Genomic DNA, 20029 nt, shown 5'->3' with positions numbered 1-20029 from the left:
AGACATCTCCCTTTTGAGCTGTAGCAGCTGCAGATACGGCGCCAGATAGAATGACTTCCCCATCTTTTAACGTGCGGTTCTTAAAGGAGACAATCGAAAGTTTTGCGTGGAAAAAGGCCTGACTAGCGGGTAGGTGCTAGTCAGGCCTTTTATTGCATTGTTTCAACTAGAATGGAACTTTTTTATAATACCTTCTGGTTGTCAGTGGATGATTCCGTTGTGTTTCTAAATGACAACTTACTCTTTCTAGTAAGGTCGCAAGTACGATTGGGGAGATAAAGCGTCTTAACTCTTCTGAAATTCCAGTAAATTCATAATCCTTCGTATCAAAAACCGTTAATTCATTTGTGTAATGGTCCGCAAAGTGTTCGACTCTTTCGGTAAGCGCGCGTGAACGATCTTCACCTTTTAATAGAATAATACTGGTATCATGTTCAACCAATTCTAGCGTCCCATGGAAAAAATCTGATGCATGTACTGGTCTAGTTTTAATCCATTGCATTTCTTCTAAGATACACATTCCATAATAATAGGTCTGACCCCAATCAATACCTGTTCCAGAAAGAATGTGGTAAGGAGTATACTTATGTTTTTGGGCAAATGCTGCAGCACGCTGCTCCGTTGCTTTTTTTACATTTAATAGAGCCTCAGGAAGTTTTTTCATTTCTTCAGTAAATTGATGATACTGAGGGAATTCATTCCGCTTATACATTAATCGAAACGCGATTAAATAAGACTGGATATAAAACGATTCACAAGAGGTATCATCTGCTGCATAGTTTACAAGCGTATAATCTGTTAAATTAGCTAATGGAGTGTTGGCATGTGCTACTAAACTAATGGTTGTTGCTCCTTTTTCTTTACAAAATTTCGCAGCTTCAACCGTTTCTTTTGTCGTACCAGATAGTGAAGGCAAAATCACTAAAGAACGCTCACCGAGGTGCTGGTGATCCATCAACATTAGCTCAGACGAGATTTCAGTATAAACAGGTAAGGTGGAGTGGTTTTTTAAGATAAATTCAGCCGGAAACATGAGAATCGCCGCCCCGCCTGTACCTACAAAAAATACATTTTCCAAGCCTTTTTCGAAGACAGCATCTATCACCTGATCAAGCTCATCCTTTAAAGCTACTGCACCATTTTGTATTCTTAAAAACCTCTCAGCATCAAAATTTAACATCCCTAACCTCCTTAATATGCCATTTTACGATAATATCTTCTAAGTTCTAATGGATGATTCCGCTCACGCTCAAGGTACACGCTGATACGGCCGGTTAAAGCCCAATTCAGGTTAATAGCAAGATGCTTTCGAAACTCCTCGCTAATACCTTCTAGTTCATAATCCTTTGTATCCAGAATAAAAAGTTCCTTTGTAATTGTTTCAGCAAATCGTTCAACGCGATCCACTAACGTGCGTGTTTCATCTTCCCCCTTAAAAAGAATAACACTTGTATCTTCTTCCACTAATTCGAGTGTACCGTGGAAAAATTCAGCTGCATGAATCGATTTAGATTTAATCCATTGCATTTCCTCTAAAATACACATTGCGTAGGAGTACGTGTTCCCCCATAGGTTCCCTGCACCTACTAGCATGTGGTAATCCGTATCTTTATGCTTAATTGCAAATTGTTCAGCATGAGAATCGAATGCTTCCATTGCCTGAACCATACCTTCAGGTAAATTGGCAATTTGTTCTGCAAATTGATCATATTGCGGGAATTCATCATGATTATGGATAAACCGGAATGTCAGCAGCTGTAAGTAAACAAAGAAGGTATCAAATGAGTGCTTTTCATCAGGAGCCAGGATGCAGTGATCAACAGTTTGCGCCAATGGAGTATCTGGTTTAGCCACAAATCCAATGGTCGTTGCCCCCTTATCCTTACAGTATTGTGCTGCTGCTACCGTTTCCTGAGTTGTACCGGTTACGCTGGCAAATATACAAACAGAATCCTTAGAAAGATGGCGATGATTCATTACCATTAATTCCGCCGCAATCACAGCATGAACCTCGAGAGAAGAATTAGATTTTAAGATGTACTCAAATGGATACATCATCGCAACCGTACCGCCGGAGCCAATCAAGAAAATATTTTTAAACCCCTTAGCGGAAACCTCATCAACAGCCCTCTCAATTTCCCCTCTCTTCTCCAAAGATTCCTTCCCGACAATTTTCAAGAACAAATCGCGATCAAACTTCAACATAATTTCCAGCCTCCTAAGTTTGTATTTTCGGTGCTAGGCACCAATCGAAAATTATTTTAATTGCATTTCTTCCTATTAATAAGGCACTTTCCACATGTATCTTCTGGTACTAAGTGGGTGGTTGCGCTCTTTTGCCAGTTCGTCTGCGAATTGGCGGAGAAGAGCTTGTAATGCAAACGGTGCGATGTATCCTTTTACACTGTCAGCAATAGTTGTCAGATTAAGAGCTTTGGCATCAAGGACAATGACTCTTTCCCCATAATTTTGTGTGAATTCTAGTGAGCGTTCTTCTAATGGGCGGGTTTCATCTAACCCTAGTAGAACAATAAATGGAACGTTCTTATCTAAAACTTCGAACGGACCGTGGAAATACTCACCTGCATGGATCGCATGGGAGTGGATCCATTGCATCTCCATCAAAATACAGATCGCAAACCAATATGCAATTCCGTAATTAGCACCACTTCCCATCGTGTAAATTACTTTTTCATCTTTATAGGATTTTGCTAATTCTTGGGCCTGGGGTAAAAACTTCGCCTTTTCTATATCTATTAAAGATCTTAGATCTTCTAAAGAAGAAATCAGGTCCATGAACTTCCCGTTTCCATCTTTGGCAGCTAAGAGCCCAAAAACCAGTTCCAGCATGATAGCGGAAGACTCATTCAAATAACTAGCTGACTCTCGGTCATCATAGACAATCACATGTTCAACTGCTTTGGCTAATGGTGAGTCACCATCAAACGTTAACCCAACCGTTAGAGCTCCTTTGTCACGAGCATAAAGGGCGGCTTCCACTGTTTCTGGCGTTTTTCCAAAGTGTGAGCATAAAATAACTAATGATTTCTCATTAAGTTTTTTCGGATTTCGATAAAGAAACTCGTTAGAACTATAAAGATAAGAATCTATGTTTTCACTCTCTCGATCTAGCACATATTTGCTGGAGTACATAAGAGATGATGAACCGCCGCATGCCACTAAAAAGACTCTGGAAATATCTCGTTGCTTGAAAGCATTTAATGCTTTTTGTACATCTACTAACATTTTAATCCTCCTTTTATTTGTTGAACTTCACCGTTTCAGTTTCATGGTGTGTATTTAGGAGCCTTTGGTATGTTCCAAAACAAATGATGGCAAATCCACATATGAAAATACAAGAATACAAGAGTACAGATGGACCAAACCCATCATAAAATAAACCGCCTAACAAAGGGCCAATTGTTCTGCCCGCATTGGCTGCTCCACTGACCAAACCTTGATACATACCACTTTTATCATTTGGGGCTAAACGGTCCGCAATGGCTGGAACTGCTGGAAATATAAGAATTTCACCTATCGTAATAATCACCATTGCTGTTACAAATCCTCCATATGCTTGACTATTCGCAAGTACCGCGAAGGTAAGCATAAACATGATGACACCACATAATAGCTGTACCATCATTGTTATATTTAATCTGGCCATCAGCCATTGAATCAATGGCTGGCCACATAGAATGAGCAGGCCGTTAATAGTCCACAAAGTACTATAAGCTGACAAGGAAAAACCTAGCAGATGCATATAGGTTGAAATACTGGTTTGCCATTGAATATAGGTGACCCAGCAAAACATAAAGCCTAAACAAAGAATGAGTAAAGAATAAAAGCTTGGGGTATATCGCCTTTCAATTTTTAGCTTATTGACCGGACCTTTCCTATTCGTTAATTCATGAACTTGCTCTGGCTCTTTCAATCCGAACCAGATCACAAAAATAAAGATGAGATAGGTTATTCCGTTGGCCCAAAAGACATATTGGAACGAAAATTGGGCAACGGTTCCACCTTTAACGCTGTCCCTATTGCTACGCCAAGATTAAGAACAAGATAAATTAGGTTAAAGCTTTTTCTCCCGCCTTTCTTCCACACAATACCTGCAAGTGCATAGATAGGTGGAAATATGGTTCCAATACCAAGTCCAAGGAGAAACATCGCCACGATATAGATGGGCCATGGCAGGCCAATTGATATAAAGAAAATCAGTAAAGCCGATGATATGACTCCAAAGAGCAGTGTTCGTTTCCCACGAATCCGATCGTACAAATATCCGCCAAGGAAGCTGCCAAAAATTTCAGCTGCGGAATGAAACATTAAGACAAAACCAGCCTCTGATAACGTCCTGCCCATGCTTTGGGTAATATAAATGGTGTGAAGTGGCCAAAGAAAAGCCATTCCTGTTGAATTAATGAACAGTGCAATAAGTAAAACTTTAAAATTTCTTGGATAATTTCTCCAAAATGACATCAGTAAAAACCCCTTATATCAGGCTTCCAATTAAGAACAACCAGCCATTACATGAAATATGGTGACAGGGTTTTTAGAGTAGCTTCAAATGCTTTATTTGGGTCTAATAAATATTGTGAAGAAGTAAATTCTAAGGTGAGCGCCCCAATATATTGATATTTAACAAGGGTGTTAATATAGTCGTCCAATGGCAGGCTGCCATCTCCCCACGCCAAATGTCCTGTTGGATTGCCGTCAATAAAGTGAATATGAATCAAATCATCCTGCAGTTGTTCAAAATAATCCGCTAAATTCTCACCTTCCACCGCAAGTGGGATGGTATCCACCATACCTTTTAAAAAAGGTGAAGATATGGAATTTAGCATTTCTTTCAGGTCTGGTAACGTATTAATCAGGTTGGATTCAATTTTTTGTAAAGGCTCTAACGCTAAAACAATACCCTTTTTTTCAGTTAGCTGCTCGATCGAATCTTTTGTTCTATTCCAGGCTTCTTCCCTGCTTTCGTTACGATACCCCCAGCCGGCTGTTACTAATACCATAGGTGTTTCCAATTCCACCGCTGTATCGATTGACTTTTTAAAATATGCAATACTCCTTTCGCGGAGGTTCTTTTCCTTTGCCGCAAGATTAATAGGGTACATGCACTGTTCTGGAGTAAAGCAGACTACTTTCAACTCCCTCTGATCGATCTCTCTTTTAATATTGCTGATTTCCGAAATAGTTAAATCCTCAACATATAAGTGTGGTGCTGCTCCCCATAATTCAATTTGTTGTACCTGATACTTCACCATAGCATCCAAAAAACATTCTAAAGGGTAGTGTAAGTAATGAAAGTTCATCCCTGTGATTTGAGACCTCTTGATACTTCGCATTGGATTCCTCCTTTTAAAAAAATAATTTCATCATCAGTATGGTATATACCATTTATATTGCAAGTGAATCGGTATATACCATTTAAATTGCCATTAGTGATAAAAGATTGCAAGAACGAATAGGAAGGTAAGCATGCTTTCCTATTCAGTTCCCTCTAATCTTGCGGTTGCTATTACCCCTTTACACTGCCCGCTGTTAAACCGCGAACAAATTGTTTTTGGAAGATGATATAAGCAATAATCATTGGCAGAGCAGAGATTGCCAAACCAGCCAACTGAATTCCGAAATTCGTATTCAACTGACTCCTTAAATTCATAAGTCCAACAGGAATGGTTCGGAGGCTGGAGTCCTCTACAAAGACTAATGCAAACATAAACTCATTCCAGACATTCATTCCTGTTAATAGTGCACAGGAAGCAATAATCGGTTTCCCCATTGGAATAATAATATGACGGTAGACCTTCCATGTATTACATCCATCGATAATCGCGGACTCCTCTAACTCCCTTGGAATCGATAAGAAGTAAGATCGCATTAAAAAGATCGAAAAAGGTAATTGAAACGCTACATAAGGTAGAACTAATGCCCAATACGTATTGTAAAGCCCAAACCCCTGCAATAATTTATATAGAGGAATTAAGCTCACTTGCGGGGCAAGCATCAAGCCACTTAAGATTAGAATTAATACCAGGTTCTGACCTTTAAACTGAAACCGGCTTAATCCATAGGCAGCCATTGATCCCAGCAATAAGACCGTAATGACCGAGACAACCGTTACGTAAACGCTGTTTAAGAAAAACTGTCCTATTCCTGCATCCCAAGCGGCTTTGTAATTTCTCCAAAACCATTCTTCTGGAAGAGACCATGTGTTAAGGAAAAAATCACTATTTGATTTTAGTCCGCTCAGTCCGAGCCATATGATAGGGTAAATGATAACCAATGCAAAAATACTAAACCATACTAGGACAGCACTTTGGAAGATTCGATTCTTTATCGTCATGCTAAGTTTAGGGCTGCCCGGTCTAAATTCCGTGACATTATCTGTTTTAACAATCGGGTTACTCTTTGCAGTCATTCTATTACACCTCCTGTCCCGATTTTCCTAATTTTAATTGGACTAAGGAAAGGGTCAGAGTGATGACGAAAACAACCGTTCCTATGGTGGAGGCATATCCCATCTCATCGTTCCGGAAAGCAGATCGATAAAGCATGGTCCCTAAAACTTCCGTAGACCGGCCTGGTCCCCCGGAAGTCATAATATACACTTCATCAAATACCTTGAACGCACCAATAACAGTAATTACAGATCCAACTAAAAGCATTTCTTTGATCTGCGGTACAGTAATATTAAAAAATGTTTTTATCCGAGAAGCTCCATCAATCATGGCTGCTTCATAATATTCAAACGGAATTTTTTGCATAGCTATCAAAAAAAGCATAGCCATATACCCTGTGTACTGCCATTGTGAAACTGCAACCACTGCGTAAATCGCAACCTCACTATCTCCTAGCCAGGAACGAGCCCATTCCGCCTGCCCAATGGCTTTCAATGCACCATTGACTAAACCTACTTCTGGATTATAAAGTAACTGCCATAATAAGCCTACTACAGCTATGGAAATAACAGAGGGAATAAAGAAGACTGTTCGAAAAAATGGCTGAAACCTTCTAATCAATTTATCTTCTAAAATCGCGGCAATAATTAACCCGCCGCCTACTTGAAACACTAGCGAAATAATGGCGTAGAGAGAATTGTTTTTCAACGCAGTATAAAATACAGGATCCTTAAACAGCCTAATGTAATACTCCAAACCAACAAATGTTCTTCCTGCATCAAAGGAATTCCATCTAAATAAACTATTATAAAGATTTAACACAATCGGAAGAAATACCAAAGATAGGATTAGAAATAGTGCTGGTAATATATACAGTAATGCAGTGCGTCTATTTCGAAATGTTCTTGTCATACCTTCTCCCTCCTTAGAGGGGGTAAGCAGGCTGTCCCGCCTACCCTTTCTCTTTCATTTATTGTCTTCCCCTTTTGTTATTCCAGTTCACTTTGTACCTGCTTCGCTACATCTTGAACCTCTTTAATAATGGCATCAGGAGATTTCGATCCATCGAGAAGCAACTGGATATTTGTTAAATACACATCTGCTACTTTTGCGTGTACATCTGTATCAAGCCATTCTGCCATACCTTCGGCTTGTTTCATGAAATCTACACCTTCTGCTACTTCTTTTAAAGCAGTGTCTGGGTTTGTTGCCCCATCAATAGGGCTCGGCCAGCCAATTTGTTCTACAAGTTTTAAAGCACTTTCTTTGCTTGTGAGGAATTTTAAGAATTTAATCGCTTCTTCAGGGTATTTAGTTTTGGAAGAAACGATAAATCCATCTGGCGCACCTGTAATATAGTTTTGGCTGCCATTGCCATCTTCAATGGACGGCATAGGGAAGAAGCCCCAATTCCCTTTCATATTTTTATCCGCATCCGCGAATTCCTCTAACTCTACATAGAATATAGCCCCTTTTCCTGCAAAAAATAATTGCTTTGCCATATCATGGGAACTAGAGTTAGCATCTTTCATAAAATATCCTTTTTTAATTAAATCTGCGAACATTTCCATTGCCTTAACATAACCAGGATCAGTAAATTCTCCAGAACCAGGATTATAGTCTTTCATTCTTACATCCTGTGAAACCATCTTTTGGTTCAAGCCTGTTAAATAGTGTATCGCTGCCCATGGGCTTTGATTTCCGAGAATAATCGGAGTTTCGCCGCCCTTTTTCAACGTTTCCAAAACATCCAAAAATTCATCCCACGTTTTAGGGGCTTCGAGGTTATATTTTTCAAAGATTTCCTTGTTGTAGATAAAGAATTTCCCGTTAAATCGTAATGGAATACCGTAATTTTTACCATCTGACGAGAATGGCTGAAGAGAAGCAGGGATAAAGCTATCCTTCCATGCTGCATCTTCATTCAGGTAAGGTGTTAATTCCAAGGCTGCATCGGCTCGGACAAATTTTCGAGAGAATTCTCCGGACCAAGAAAACATAATATCCGGAACTTCATTTCCGCCTAGAATGACACGTAGCTTATCTTTAATTGGTTCATCTGCAATCGCTTCCATTTTAATCTTTATATCAGGGTTTTGTTTCTCAAATTCTTTTACCACTTCTTCAAAATAGGGAGCAAATTCTGGTTGAGGCCACTTATGCAAAAACTTTAACACAACTTTTCCAGATTCTTCTTCATTAGTGGATGAAGAGCTCGAACATCCAGCTACTAAAAGAGTAAGTACCCACATTGCCACTAACAAAAGTTTTGCTTTTAATTTCATTCCATTAACCCTCCTTATTTTTTTCAAAGAATGTTTGATAAAAAAATTCTAGTAATTACTCCACCCCCGGATATTTATATTTAAAATTTCTTTTCCTCTAGTAAAAGGAAATTAAAATGGGATACCGTAACCGAAAGCACCATCAACCAGGCAGGTTTTCGCTGCGAACTTTGCCCCTTCTTCTAAGCTGCTTATTAGGAGGAGAGCGTGATCTCCCTCTGGATTATCCTTTTTCCCTGCAAGATAATGCAGAATAAACTTTGTAAAAAAGGAATCCCCAGCACCAAGTGTATCCACAGGCTGTATAAAGTGCGGCTTTTGCCGGTAATAGGCTGAGCCGTCATAAACAAGAGCACCTCTTGAACCCATTGTCCCTATCACCAATTTGCTGCCATAGGAATAAACCTGTTTTAATAGATTTTCTACTTCCTCTTCATCCAACTGACCGCAGGATAAAAGACTAACATCAATATATTGACAATTCTTTTTTAACAGGGCATCGTTATAATCGCTAGAAAAATCATAAGACACCATTAGCCCCAATTCTTTTAACTTATGTAACTCTGAATCCATATCACTATAGATGCTGCTATGGGCAATTTCAAAGGTTTTAATATATTCCAGGTCTTCCTGGGTCAAAACAAGCGGATTGTCCTTTTGAATTCCCCCCTCATTCCCCCCAATAAAAACTCTGTCACCATCCACTAAATCTACTGCTGCAAATCCATTTTCACCCTCGTAGTGACGGCAATGAGAAATATCTACTTCCAACTTTTTTAACGTCTCCACTATATGTTCTGCTGCACGGTCATTTCCGAACACACCCATATAGGCTGAATCAATCCCGAACTGCTTTGCATAAACGGCAAAGTTTAAGGCATTCCCGCCTGGGTACATCGTTTTTTTATACAAATATTTATCTACTACATTATCGCCAACTCCAATTACCCTCATTATTTCCCTCCTATTTTTAAATTTGGTATATACCATTTTCTATAATTTGGTATATACCATTTTATCTAAATCTGAAATAAATATTATTTCAGATTTGTTTCAGAATAAAATTTAACAATGTCACTTCTTGTTAATGAGGTGGAGAATTCAATTTCTTTATTATTTTTATCAAATGCTACGGTTTCCTGAAAAATACATGGACTCTCAGATCGAATTCTTAACAGTTTGCTTTCAGTCTCATCAGAAAAAGTAACCTGCATAAATTCAGTACCCTTTACAAGGACGACTCCATATTCTTTTTCTAAAATTTCATATAACGAGTCATTATCCTTTATTATTTTTGATAGACCTGGGCTGTATTTTTTTGGAATAAACGATTCTTCAATAGAAATAGGGGTCTCATTCACAAAACGCAGACGTTTAAGGGCTATTACTATCTCTCCCTGGGACAAAAGAAGTTTTTGTGCTAGTTTGTGTGTTGTTTCCATCTCATTTATAGATAATATTTGTGTACTGGGAGTTAATCCTTTATTTAACATGTTTTTTGTAAAACTGTTAAAGGTAACAAAGTCCATGGTAATTTTGTTATTAGTAATGAAAGTACCTGCGCCAACTCGCCGTTCAACTACCCCTTCTCTTTCTAATACCGACAGGGTGTGCCTGGCCGTCATACGGCTGATTTTATACTGCTCGGCCATTTCCCTTTCAGATGGCAGCTTATCCCCGTGCTTGAGCCTGCCGCTCTCAATATCTTCGAGTATTTTATTTCTTAATTGTTTATAAAAAGGGACTGTCTCCTCATCTCTTATCATTCTATTCATCTTCCATTTCTCCTAATGATTTCTATAAAACTTATCATTCACTTGTGTATTATTTTACCAAAATCAAATCTCAATCACCATATGGTATATACCATTTAAGATTGATTTAAACTATAAAAACACAAATGAAAGAGATGAATAGTATACCTATAAACCTGGAAATAAAGCGTTTTCAAAGTCTGATTGATAAAATCAAGGAAAGTATATTTGATGTATTTAGATTAATTTAAATATTCAGACTTGTCAATAAGTTTCAACTTAAATTTTTAAAATATTTTTTTTGAAAATTATATTATATAAAATAATAACACTAAGGTTTTACCCTATTGCCTTTTATGACTTCAAAGAAACCCAAGAGAAATTTATCCTAGAAGTCATTGATCTCACGATAACACATATTTACACATTTAAATATATTGGAAATGACTAATCTCTGTTGTAATACACCAAATTACTTAGTGTTATCATAATTAAACCATAAGAACAGTTACTCTGGCGTTTCAAAACCCTTTCTAAACAAAAAATACTCACAAAAAGCATTTGTGAGCAATTAAAATTCTTTTATCTATATTAATAGTAACCATACGTCACTTAACCAAAAGATACCTCAACTTTTCCTAACTCGCTAAACTCAGCTGTAAAGACATCTCCCTTTTGAGCCGCAACAGCCGCAGATAGGGCTCCAGATAAAATGACCTCCCCAGCTTTTAACGTAACATCGTAGTCTGCCAGCATATTTGCCAGCCATGCAACACATGTTGCTGGATGACCTAATACATCCGCTCCTGTCCCTTTATTCATGAGCTCTCTATTTTTATAAAGACTCAATTCAATTTTCGTTAAATCCATTCCATTTGGATCCAACCTTTTACTTCCAAGAGCGAAAAGTCCACAAGAAGCATTATCTGCCACTGTATCTTCTAATTTAATTTTCCAATCGGTAATGCGGCTGTCAACAATTTCTATAGATGGAACAATATATTCGGTTGCTTCTAGTACATCTTCTACTGTAGTAGCTCGCCCGATTAAATCCTTTTTCAATACAAAAGCAAGTTCGCCCTCTACCTTAGGGTTAAAAAGGGCATCCATTGGAATAGTACCGCCATTCGGAACTTCCATACTATCTAATAAATGACCGTAATCAGGCTGGTCCACTCCTAATAGTTTTTGCATCGCAAACGAAGTTAACCCGATTTTCTTCCCGACTACATTTTGTCCGTCCTTAACCTTCTGATCAATACTTTGCATTTGAATTCGGTATGCATCATGAATGGTGATACCAGGATACAAATCCGTAAGCGGTGCAACCGACTTTTTGTTTTTTTCTGCTTGAAGTAAATGCTGATAGGCTTCATGCACTTGATTCGTTTCTTGTATATTCATAAAATACCTCCCCCGTTGATCCTTTATCTGCCGATTCCAGACTATGGTCAACTTTCCTTCAAGCCATGATGGAATCTGCTTATTACTCGTAAGCATTACGCTTTTCTCGTTTACAACCACTTCGGTTCGCAAAGAGTTTCGATTATTTTTCAATGTAACTTCATAGTGTCCAGGAGCAGGAAGTGTAAAGTTCGAATCAGGTGTTAAAACACATTCACTGTATACACATGTTAATTCGTAAGAGTGCCCGATAAGATTGCGCAGTTCCTCGACATTCCCTTCTAACAGTTGTTGTCTGATACGAGTCGAACTGATTTTTTTCCCTTTGTACTCGACCTTTTCAACCGTAGTTACTTCTATTCGCCCCCCGGAATTATGTTTCAATGTTTCCATATTCCCTGAACCGCGGCTGCCATAAGAAAAGTCATATCCCGCTACTGCATGAATAACACCCAATTTGATGAGGTATTCTTGAACAAATGCTTGAGGTGACAACCCGGCAAAGTCTTTATCAAACTCTACAAGGTAAAAAATATCAACACCTAGTTCACACAGCCTTTTTTCTTTTTCAGACTGCGGCATTAAATATTGAAAATACGTCTTCCCCTCGATGACTGTTTTCGGGTGAGGAAAGAAACTCATGACTGAAAATGGTACGTTTCGTTCTTTTGCTTCCTGCAATGCGGAGTGAATCACTTTTACATGCCCACGATGGAGACCGTCAAAACATCCAATTGCCATAACATTTGAGCTTGCCAAGACCTGATAAGCAGCCAAATTCTCCTTATTTAAATAGATAGTTTTCATGCAGTCACCTTTCATGTTCCAATGATAAAGTCAGCTTATACCAGCCAGTTCACGATATTTCCCGTTAACGAAAACAAGAGGTTCCTTTTCTTCAAGATGAATATCGGTTACTTTTCCAATAAACAACGTATGATCTCCTTCAACATGGGCCGTAGATACTTCGCAAGCCACCTGTGCACACGCACCTGCTAACGCGGGTTTCCCATCTAGACGATCAAAAACAACTTCACGTGGTTCCTTGATTTGTCCCGCAAAAATCATCGATAGGTCTTGTTGATCCGCAGCCAAAATGTTTACGGTAAAGATCTTGCTGTCCTTAATTTTATTTAAAATTTTCGCTTTTTCTCCAATTGAAATCACAACAAGCTTGGGATCAAGGGATACAGACATGAAGGCATTTGCCGTCATCCCATGTATATCTCCATCAAGTTCTGTGGTAATCACGGTTACCCCTGTTGCGAATTTTCCCATTGCCGTTCGAAACTGATGATCATCCATCACTGTTGCCTCCTAAGATTTTTTTAATAATAACGCTATTATTATTTATTGTTGATTTTCGTGTAGGGTTGATAGGCGGAGAATTTCCGGCTATTGTATATAAAGGAGGCTTTAGAAGCAGATATAAGCGGAGATATTCCGGTTAACTGCTTTAAATAAGACAAAATCCAAGGATTTGAATACAATAAGCGGAAAAACTCCGCCTATTTTTAAGGAAATATGAGTATTTCCCAATATAAACGGAAATTCTCCGCTTATTTCTAAACACAGTGAAATCAACATTCAGTTTTAACAGAGCCTTAATAATAGTAGATAGAAATTATACTTTGCGAGTGAAATTTTTAAATCCATCATTTAATAAATCTTAAAATATTCTCCACGAACGGCTCGGTTTTTTCGATTTGTGTCCAATGTCCGCACTCATTAAATACGTGTAGTTCTGCATGTGGAAGCAATTCTATAAGACGGTAGCTTGTATCTTTAATCGGAATCACTCTATCATTCAAGCCATGGAATAATAGTGTTTGCAGGTTAATGCTTTGGATTTGTTCATCACTTAATGCCAATTCGTCTAGTTTTTGTTGGCGAGGTGCTGGGAACATCGCTGAAAATGCCTCTTTCACCTCAGGTTCCATACTAGCTTCATAGCGGAGACGGACTAATTCTTCATTTTTCGCTGCTCTTTCATCGTAAGAAAATAATTCTATTAATTCGCGCATAGATTGCAAACTTGGCTCGTATCCCCAAACACGTTCTAACCCTTCTGAAATTTCGTGCTTGATGCCGACACTGCCCATTAATATTAATTTTTTCACAAGATCCGGTCTTTGATAGGCAACATGGAGTGCTAATGCACCGCCCATCGAGTTACCGACTAAGTGCACAGGCTCATCAGACACAGATTCTATAAAACTAATTAAATGTTGTACCCATAATTCAACAGTATATTGGTGATTGGGGAGTTTATCTGTCTTACCAAAACCAATAATATCTGGTGCAAATACATGGTAGGATTCACTTAATCGCGGGATAATTAAGCGCCAGTTTGCGAAGGCAGATACACCAGGTCCTGAACCATGTATTAAAATAATTTTTTCTGCACCTGTTCCTTGTTCATGATAGTGTGTGTTAATCCCACTAACATCCATATATTTTGATTGAATCGTCATTACGCATTACTCCTTCCATCTATTAAAAAAGATAGAGGAAACTATGGAAAGCTTCCTCTCGCTTTTTTGTTTCCATTCATTGTGAGCTTGTACGTTAGTGGGGAGTCCATGTTTCCCAAATCAAAAAACTCACCTTCAACTCTGCACCAACGATTATTTTATAGGTGCAGCTTCCTTTTTCCTCACCGGTGTTCCATATTCAAAGAACTCTTGTGGTAAGTTAGAGCCGTACCAAATAATTGCATGCTCTAAATCTTTCCCTTTCCATTCAACCGTTTTCCAGGCTGGATCAAAAATTTGATAACCTGTGTCTCCGAATAATTCAACACGATTGCCCCCAGGTTCGATTACATATAGGAAGTAAGCCTGCGAAACACCGTGTTTTCCGGGACCGGCTTCAATTTTATAGCCGTGCTCCACCAATAATTCACTGACATCCATTAAATGTTGAGGGTACCCATACCAGTAGCAAATATGGTGCAATCTTCCCTTTTCAGCTAACGCGTCTCCCATAATGGCAACTTCATGTACTAATGAGTTTGAACTTAACCATGCGGCAACATCTGTATTATCATTATTAAGAATACGTTCGCGCACTTTAAATCCAAGTGCATTTTCTAAAAACTCAACGTTTTTATTTGTTTCCTTCGCGAGTACATTCACATGGTCTAAGCGACGTACGGGTACACCGCGACATGGACGTTTTTGCGGACGATTCAGAAGCGGTGTTGCTTGCTCTTCAGTCGGTTTGAAATAGTCAACCTCCCAAAGAATTTCCATTTTATGACCATCTGGTGTTGTAAATTGATACGCTGGTCCATGTCCAACATCGCCTTCAATCCACCCTAGTCCATAACCTGTCGCTTCAATTTCTCGTACACGACGCTCTAGCGCTTGCGGAGAAGTGGCACGCCAGGCAACATGCCCAAGACCCGCTTCCTCATTTTCGGTAATGATCAATGTATGATGATAAAAATCCTCGTAAGCACGCATATAAACCGAATTACCTTGTCGGTGCGATTCTTCCATCCCTAAAATTTCTTTAAAAAACCAAACTGATTCTTCTACTTTCGGACTATAAATTTCAATATGTGCCAAATGTGCGACATCAAAAATAGGTTCTTTTATCATATCCATTCCCTCCAGTGTTTTAATTACCAAATTGGGTTTCCTTTAAATCCAAAGATTGACTTGCCGTATGAAGCCATTGCATCTTCGTAATGGTGCGTCGGATGAGAAGCCGCTGTCATAAGGTCACGTACAAATAATTCAGTAGGCTGACCTTTAAATACGGAGTTCCCTCCTAACGTGAGTAAAATACGTAGTGCCATCTCGGAAGTCGTTTTCGCTATATGCCCACGGATCCCAAACAATTTTTCACGTTCTTCTTCATCTAATGTTGTCATGCCATTTTGCTCGTAATACGTTAACTTCTCGCAATATTCATTTGCTAAGCCTTTTAAAGCACTTAATTGTAGTTTTAATTCTGCCAGTACTCGCTGGCTGCTGCCTGCCTCTTTTTCATTTGCATTATTATTGAAAATACGAATCCTGTTTTCTGTTTTTTCTTGGAAAATTTGAATCAACCGTTCAACCCCGCCAATCTGAATAAATTGGAAACCCATTAAAAACCAAGGGATATAGGGGACATTGAAAATTTGATAGTCCTGTTCAAAATTGCCATCTACGGCAGCAGCACCGTTAATGACACGCGTGGCATGGAAAATGTGATTCGGTGGTATGTAAACGTTGTCAACTTTTACCGCGTTACTTCCTGAGCCTCGCAAGCCCATGGCATCCCAGTTATGGATAATTTCCGCTTCCTCCTTATTCAAGATAAACATGCAATATTCCGGCTCTGTGCCATCCTTTAACTTGGCAATTGCGCCTAAACCAATCCAATCACTCCAAAGCACTCCACTGCAGAAGTTCCATTGACCTGAAAGGCGATAGCCTTCGCCATCATCTGTTACTTTCCCGACAGGAGCAAAAACGTCGGCCATTAATCCACCATGATTGTATAATTCATCACGGCTTTCTTTTGGCAAAAACGCAACCCAGGTTTCATGAATCACAAAGAAGTAACTTAACCATGCAGCAGCGACACTATGATTGGCGATTGTCCGGATGATTTCACCAAACGTAAAGTAATCCAAATATTGACCACCATAAGCTTTCGGTCGCATTAGCTTATGAAAACCAGCTTCTTTAATTTTTTCTATCACTTCATCTGGAAGCTTTGAATCTTGATCCGCCTTTAAAGCGTATTTTTCAGCCAATAATCCAACCTCTTTTGCCCTTTTAAGAAGTTCCTCTTTGTTAGGAGTCTTTTTAACTTCTAAAAGATTAACTGCCATATACCTTCCTCCTCTTAAGTAAACGTTTTCAAATCTTATAAAACATCTGCTTCTGATTTGAATTATAATATTTCGAATATTTTAAATATACATACGGAAAATATTGAATTTAGATTGTTTTTAACACATTTACTATTAAATATTTTCTTTCTATAGTTAATTGGAATGCGAAAGTCTATTTTTAAAGAAAGTATGTAAGCTAAATTGTTATGGTAAAAAGAAGAATCAAACGACCAATTTTCTTATTAACGAAGAAAAAGCCGTGTCCATTAAATGTAGGGAGGCCGGTATTGAGGTGATTTTCTAAAAATAAGTGCCAAAATGGTTGTCGTTTTGACATGGTTATTGGTAAATACAAAAGCAAAACTCGCCAAAATGATTGGCGAGTATCTTAATTAGATGAACTTATTTATTTACCCTGTTAAATCCTGATACATTTTCAGTCTTTTCCCTTATCGAATTTAGAATAGTTCTCAATCTTTGTAACCGAATAAGCTGCAAAGTAAAAAGTTAAAAAAATAATAAAATCATATAGAGTAGACCAGTCCTTAGGGTTGTAGAAGTCGATGGCATTAAAGAAATTCATTCCTCCAAATGCCGCAATTGAAGAAAATATGATACCCTTTAACAAGGGATTCATTTTTGGTTTAATTTGTAGCGCTAACATTACTGCAACTGGTGCTAAAGAAAAGTGATAGGGCAAAAATAGAAAAGGTGCTAGAGGGATAATTACCATAGGATATGACCAGAGCCCTAAAGATAGGGCAGCAAGATCTATTGTAAGTGATAATATAATAGTGAGCAGGCCGCCTAAAAGGAGCCGTCCCGTGCTATCTTTCTTCCTAAGTCTAAACCAAACAATCCATGGAACAATAAATAGTGCGAGACCAAACCACCATTGCCATGTTGTGAAAAATTCTTCCCTCACTATTTTTGCAAATAAGGAACTGACCTCATTTAACTGATTATATGCTCTTTCTGATTGAGCGAGCCCCTTCTCAAATGCCAATTTCAATACACCTCCGATAACATAGTAGTAATATAGTTTTTTACAATTAAGCATTAAATTATGTAATGGAGTTTCTTAACAAAAACAGGGGCTAGAATGAAGTGTAGGTCAAAGTTAATGAAAATCCGCTAAACCATAATAAATAACGAAAAGACGTATGCCAATTCATACGTCAATTCGTGAGTGCATTTATTAAGAAAGCTCTCGAAAAACGGAACCCTTATCAATAGACAAGACCCTATAGTTAAATCCGAATTTTCCCTTTTGCTTTTAAAATATTGATTGCTAGAAAAAGTGTGATGCCATTTTGTGTACGAAGTAAATTTCTCTGGATTTTATTCCATAAGTTAATCTGTCTTATTGTGTTAATAGTTTCTGAGCCACTATATAACCCGATCCTCCATTAATCCCATGTCCAGGCCAAGTTGCGGCCCCGAGCATGTACACATTTGGAATTGCAGTCTGATGGCCCGGCTGCCCTGGTAATGGTCTCAAAAGATAACTCTGACCTAAATCATGTGCACCGCCATACGGATCTCCCGGACCAGCATTCGGGTTATATTTAGCAATGGTGTCTGGTGTGACTACGTATTTGCCGATAATCGCGCTTGGGATGTTTGGTATGTGCTTGCTGACCACGTTTAGCACGCGTTCTGTAAAACGCTCTGTCAAATCACGCGACCATCTCCCATCCCCCACATCGATGAGATTTGCAGCATCCCCTCTTGGCCTGATAGGCACTTCTAAGACTTGAATACGCATGATGGCCTTTCCTACAGGTGCCCGCGTAGGATCAAGATTTGTTGAACAGTCAACGGTAAAGGTTGGGTTTGACGGAAGCAGATTAGCTGCTCCTTGGGCAATCGCTAAGGTAAATCCGTCTAGCCCATTTGTTAGATGTGGCTGACCGACACGGTTAAATCGCTTATCCGGCCAGTTTGGCGGCTCACTCAGAGCTAAATGTATTTGCACACAGCCTCTGCCGTATCGATACTGTTTTGCTTGCGCACGCAGTGGTGGTGATATTTCGGTATCGGCTAGTAGCGAGAGATACAGCTGGTCAGGTGTGGTTGAGGCGACAACCGCCTGTTTAGCACGATATTTTTTCCCTTTTGAGGTCCTTATGCCAACTGCTCTGCCATTTTCCACTAAAATCCGCTCGACCTGAGTCTCTGTTAGAATTTCCCCGCCTTTGTCCTTAATAAGCTGAGCTAATGCATGAACTAACTTCTCACTCCCGCCCTCCGGTGTTGGCATTCCGCCGCCCATCAATGCCATCACGGTGAGCGGCACCCAAATTCCACTTCCCACCTCATCTGGTGTGCGGCCAAGGTGAGTAACCCAAGAAGCAAGCATCGCCCTCGTCACTGGTGACTGAAGCGAACTTACCGTATTACGGGCTGTTGAAACAAGCGATGCTGCAATTGGTGAATAACCCACGCCGCCCTCGTGATGAAGTAAACGCTGGATGATAGGCGCAGCTTCCGGGCTGGAAAGATCCATGTTAAATAACCCAAAAACATCGTTTACATAAGGATTCAGCTGTTCAAACATTCCTGCCAGGGCTGTACCGTCACCAGGTGCCAACAGTTCGGCCTCAGCAATGAGCTCCTCAAAAGAAGAAGGAAGGACCGCTGTACGTCCGTCTTCCATCGAAACACCCGTCGGCAGGTTTGTATTTAAATAGCGTAGCCCGCGCGCTTCTAAGTCCTCTTTTAAATCTGCATACGCTGGTCCGGTTGTAAAAAGCGGATGAGCAGCAGCATAGACATCATGTTTGAAACCTGGCAGTGTCAGCTCTTCTGTGCGCAGAAATCCTCCCGGACGGTCATTTTTTTCTAAAACTAATACACTTCTTCCTGCCCGTGTTAAATAGGCAGCCGTGATTAACGCATTATGGCCGCTGCCAATCATAATTACATCAAATTGATCCATCATATCTCTCCTTTTACGATATCTACGTAAAAGAATATTATGGTTTTTAGATAATAAGTACTAAATGTAGGACATTAAAAAAATAATTTAGGACGTCTCTACCATTAAGGGAAGCCTTTCAAAATTTTAAGTAATCTTTCATTAAATTAAAAAGAAAAAAGAGCTGCTATTGGCAACTCAATCTACAACTCAAATTCTTGAAAGTCAAGAAACTCCTGACTAATTTTAAAGTTCTCATGAAGCATTAATAAGTGTATTTATGTCTTTATTTGTAGAATACTTCATATGTTGATTAATTAATATATCAAGACACTGACTACATTTTATTGTCTCTTCACTTTTCAAACTAGTATTTTTTTGCTAATTCAATCATTTTACTCTTCATTCTATCTATACAATTT

At 39.0% G+C, this 20029-nt stretch carries 18 protein-coding genes and 2 pseudogenes; all 20 read right to left on the bottom strand.

The window, feature by feature from the left end; translation table 11 throughout:
* Nucleotides 1-166: 166 nt before the first annotated feature.
* Nucleotides 167-1180 carry an SIS domain-containing protein gene (locus tag F4694_RS20265; protein WP_179601296.1) on the bottom strand — a complete coding sequence of 338 codons (1014 nt, stop codon included), beginning with the start codon at nucleotides 1178-1180 and terminating at the stop codon, nucleotides 167-169.
* A gap of 11 nt (nucleotides 1181-1191) precedes the next feature.
* Complete coding sequence (locus F4694_RS20260; protein WP_179601294.1) at nucleotides 1192-2205, bottom strand: SIS domain-containing protein; 1014 nt, start codon at nucleotides 2203-2205, stop codon at nucleotides 1192-1194.
* A 75-nt stretch (nucleotides 2206-2280) separates the two neighbouring features.
* Nucleotides 2281-3246, bottom strand: coding sequence for an SIS domain-containing protein (locus tag F4694_RS20255; protein WP_179601293.1), 966 nt, complete (start codon nucleotides 3244-3246; stop codon nucleotides 2281-2283).
* Between the two features lie 13 nt (nucleotides 3247-3259).
* On the bottom strand, nucleotides 3260-3961 hold the full coding sequence (locus tag F4694_RS20250; RefSeq protein WP_374757440.1) for an MFS transporter: 702 nt from the start codon (nucleotides 3959-3961) through the stop codon (nucleotides 3260-3262).
* Between the two features lie 8 nt (nucleotides 3962-3969).
* Entirely contained in the window at nucleotides 3970-4482 is a 513-nt protein-coding gene (locus F4694_RS20245) for an MFS transporter (protein WP_179601291.1), read from the bottom strand.
* Between the two features lie 47 nt (nucleotides 4483-4529).
* On the bottom strand, nucleotides 4530-5354 hold the full coding sequence (locus tag F4694_RS20240; protein WP_179601289.1) for a TIM barrel protein: 825 nt from the start codon (nucleotides 5352-5354) through the stop codon (nucleotides 4530-4532).
* A 173-nt stretch (nucleotides 5355-5527) separates the two neighbouring features.
* Entirely contained in the window at nucleotides 5528-6430 is a 903-nt protein-coding gene (locus F4694_RS20235; RefSeq protein WP_257029325.1) for a carbohydrate ABC transporter permease, read from the bottom strand.
* A gap of 4 nt (nucleotides 6431-6434) precedes the next feature.
* Nucleotides 6435-7322 (bottom strand): carbohydrate ABC transporter permease, encoded by an 888-nt coding sequence (locus tag F4694_RS20230; RefSeq protein WP_179601287.1) that lies wholly within the window; start codon nucleotides 7320-7322, stop codon nucleotides 6435-6437.
* Between the two features lie 77 nt (nucleotides 7323-7399).
* On the bottom strand, nucleotides 7400-8695 hold the full coding sequence (locus F4694_RS20225) for an ABC transporter substrate-binding protein (protein WP_179601285.1): 1296 nt from the start codon (nucleotides 8693-8695) through the stop codon (nucleotides 7400-7402).
* A gap of 111 nt (nucleotides 8696-8806) precedes the next feature.
* Nucleotides 8807-9649 carry a fructoselysine 6-kinase gene (locus F4694_RS20220; RefSeq protein ID WP_179601283.1) on the bottom strand — a complete coding sequence of 281 codons (843 nt, stop codon included), beginning with the start codon at nucleotides 9647-9649 and terminating at the stop codon, nucleotides 8807-8809.
* Between the two features lie 83 nt (nucleotides 9650-9732).
* Nucleotides 9733-10470: a GntR family transcriptional regulator gene (locus tag F4694_RS20215; protein WP_257029324.1), complete on the bottom strand. Its 738-nt coding sequence runs from the start codon at nucleotides 10468-10470 to the stop codon at nucleotides 9733-9735.
* 591 nt (nucleotides 10471-11061) lie between these two features.
* The gene (locus F4694_RS20210; RefSeq protein WP_179601588.1) at nucleotides 11062-11853 is read right to left on the bottom strand and encodes a 2-keto-4-pentenoate hydratase; all 792 of its coding nucleotides are present in this window, start codon (nucleotides 11851-11853) and stop codon (nucleotides 11062-11064) included.
* 303 nt (nucleotides 11854-12156) lie between these two features.
* Nucleotides 12157-12594: pseudogene (locus F4694_RS32345) on the bottom strand (adenylyltransferase/cytidyltransferase family protein); the annotation flags it as partial.
* 96 nt (nucleotides 12595-12690) lie between these two features.
* A complete protein-coding gene (locus tag F4694_RS20200; protein ID WP_179601281.1) occupies nucleotides 12691-13158 on the bottom strand; it encodes a flavin reductase family protein in 468 nt (155 codons plus the stop codon).
* A 350-nt stretch (nucleotides 13159-13508) separates the two neighbouring features.
* On the bottom strand, nucleotides 13509-14327 hold the full coding sequence (locus tag F4694_RS20195; protein WP_179601279.1) for an alpha/beta fold hydrolase: 819 nt from the start codon (nucleotides 14325-14327) through the stop codon (nucleotides 13509-13511).
* Nucleotides 14328-14480: 153 nt separating this feature from the next.
* Nucleotides 14481-15458 (bottom strand): catechol 2,3-dioxygenase, encoded by a 978-nt coding sequence (locus F4694_RS20190; RefSeq protein WP_179601277.1) that lies wholly within the window; start codon nucleotides 15456-15458, stop codon nucleotides 14481-14483.
* Between the two features lie 23 nt (nucleotides 15459-15481).
* Entirely contained in the window at nucleotides 15482-16684 is a 1203-nt protein-coding gene (locus F4694_RS20185; RefSeq protein ID WP_179601275.1) for an acyl-CoA dehydrogenase family protein, read from the bottom strand.
* 439 nt (nucleotides 16685-17123) lie between these two features.
* Nucleotides 17124-17693, bottom strand: coding sequence for a CBO0543 family protein (locus tag F4694_RS20180; RefSeq protein ID WP_179601273.1), 570 nt, complete (start codon nucleotides 17691-17693; stop codon nucleotides 17124-17126).
* Nucleotides 17694-18050: 357 nt separating this feature from the next.
* Nucleotides 18051-19628, bottom strand: a complete 1578-nt coding sequence (locus F4694_RS20175) for a phytoene desaturase family protein (RefSeq protein WP_179601271.1) — start codon at nucleotides 19626-19628, stop codon at nucleotides 18051-18053.
* Between the two features lie 234 nt (nucleotides 19629-19862).
* Nucleotides 19863-19976: pseudogene (locus F4694_RS32980) on the bottom strand (aspartyl-phosphate phosphatase Spo0E family protein); the annotation flags it as partial.
* Between the last annotated feature and the right edge of the window lie 53 nt (nucleotides 19977-20029).

Origin of the sequence: Neobacillus driksii (genome assembly GCF_013409995.1) — a bacterium.
Lineage (GTDB): Bacteria > Bacillota > Bacilli > Bacillales > Cytobacillaceae > Neobacillus > Neobacillus driksii.
This window is presented reverse-complemented; position numbering and strand designations above follow the sequence as displayed.

Bases quoted from the DNA above. Each gene is read 5' to 3' on its own strand.
- F4694_RS20240 (WP_179601289.1), bottom strand. From the start codon at position 5,354: ATGCGAAGTATCAAGAGGTCTCAAATCACAGGGATGAACTTTCATTAC.
- F4694_RS20220 (WP_179601283.1), bottom strand. From the start codon at position 9,649: ATGAGGGTAATTGGAGTTGGCGATAATGTAGTAGATAAATATTTGTAT.
- F4694_RS20225 (WP_179601285.1), bottom strand. From the start codon at position 8,695: ATGAAATTAAAAGCAAAACTTTTGTTAGTGGCAATGTGGGTACTTACT.
- F4694_RS20200 (WP_179601281.1), bottom strand. From the start codon at position 13,158: ATGGATGATCATCAGTTTCGAACGGCAATGGGAAAATTCGCAACAGGG.
- F4694_RS20195 (WP_179601279.1), bottom strand. From the start codon at position 14,327: ATGACGATTCAATCAAAATATATGGATGTTAGTGGGATTAACACACAC.
- F4694_RS20175 (WP_179601271.1), bottom strand. From the start codon at position 19,628: ATGGATCAATTTGATGTAATTATGATTGGCAGCGGCCATAATGCGTTA.
- F4694_RS20210 (WP_179601588.1), bottom strand. From the start codon at position 11,853: ATGAATATACAAGAAACGAATCAAGTGCATGAAGCCTATCAGCATTTA.
- F4694_RS20230 (WP_179601287.1), bottom strand. From the start codon at position 7,322: ATGACAAGAACATTTCGAAATAGACGCACTGCATTACTGTATATATTA.
- F4694_RS20255 (WP_179601293.1), bottom strand. From the start codon at position 3,246: ATGTTAGTAGATGTACAAAAAGCATTAAATGCTTTCAAGCAACGAGAT.
- F4694_RS20245 (WP_179601291.1), bottom strand. From the start codon at position 4,482: ATGTCATTTTGGAGAAATTATCCAAGAAATTTTAAAGTTTTACTTATT.
- F4694_RS20260 (WP_179601294.1), bottom strand. From the start codon at position 2,205: ATGTTGAAGTTTGATCGCGATTTGTTCTTGAAAATTGTCGGGAAGGAA.
- F4694_RS20265 (WP_179601296.1), bottom strand. From the start codon at position 1,180: ATGTTAAATTTTGATGCTGAGAGGTTTTTAAGAATACAAAATGGTGCA.
- F4694_RS20235 (WP_257029325.1), bottom strand. From the start codon at position 6,430: ATGACTGCAAAGAGTAACCCGATTGTTAAAACAGATAATGTCACGGAA.
- F4694_RS20215 (WP_257029324.1), bottom strand. From the start codon at position 10,470: ATGAATAGAATGATAAGAGATGAGGAGACAGTCCCTTTTTATAAACAA.
- F4694_RS20190 (WP_179601277.1), bottom strand. From the start codon at position 15,458: ATGATAAAAGAACCTATTTTTGATGTCGCACATTTGGCACATATTGAA.
- F4694_RS20185 (WP_179601275.1), bottom strand. From the start codon at position 16,684: ATGGCAGTTAATCTTTTAGAAGTTAAAAAGACTCCTAACAAAGAGGAA.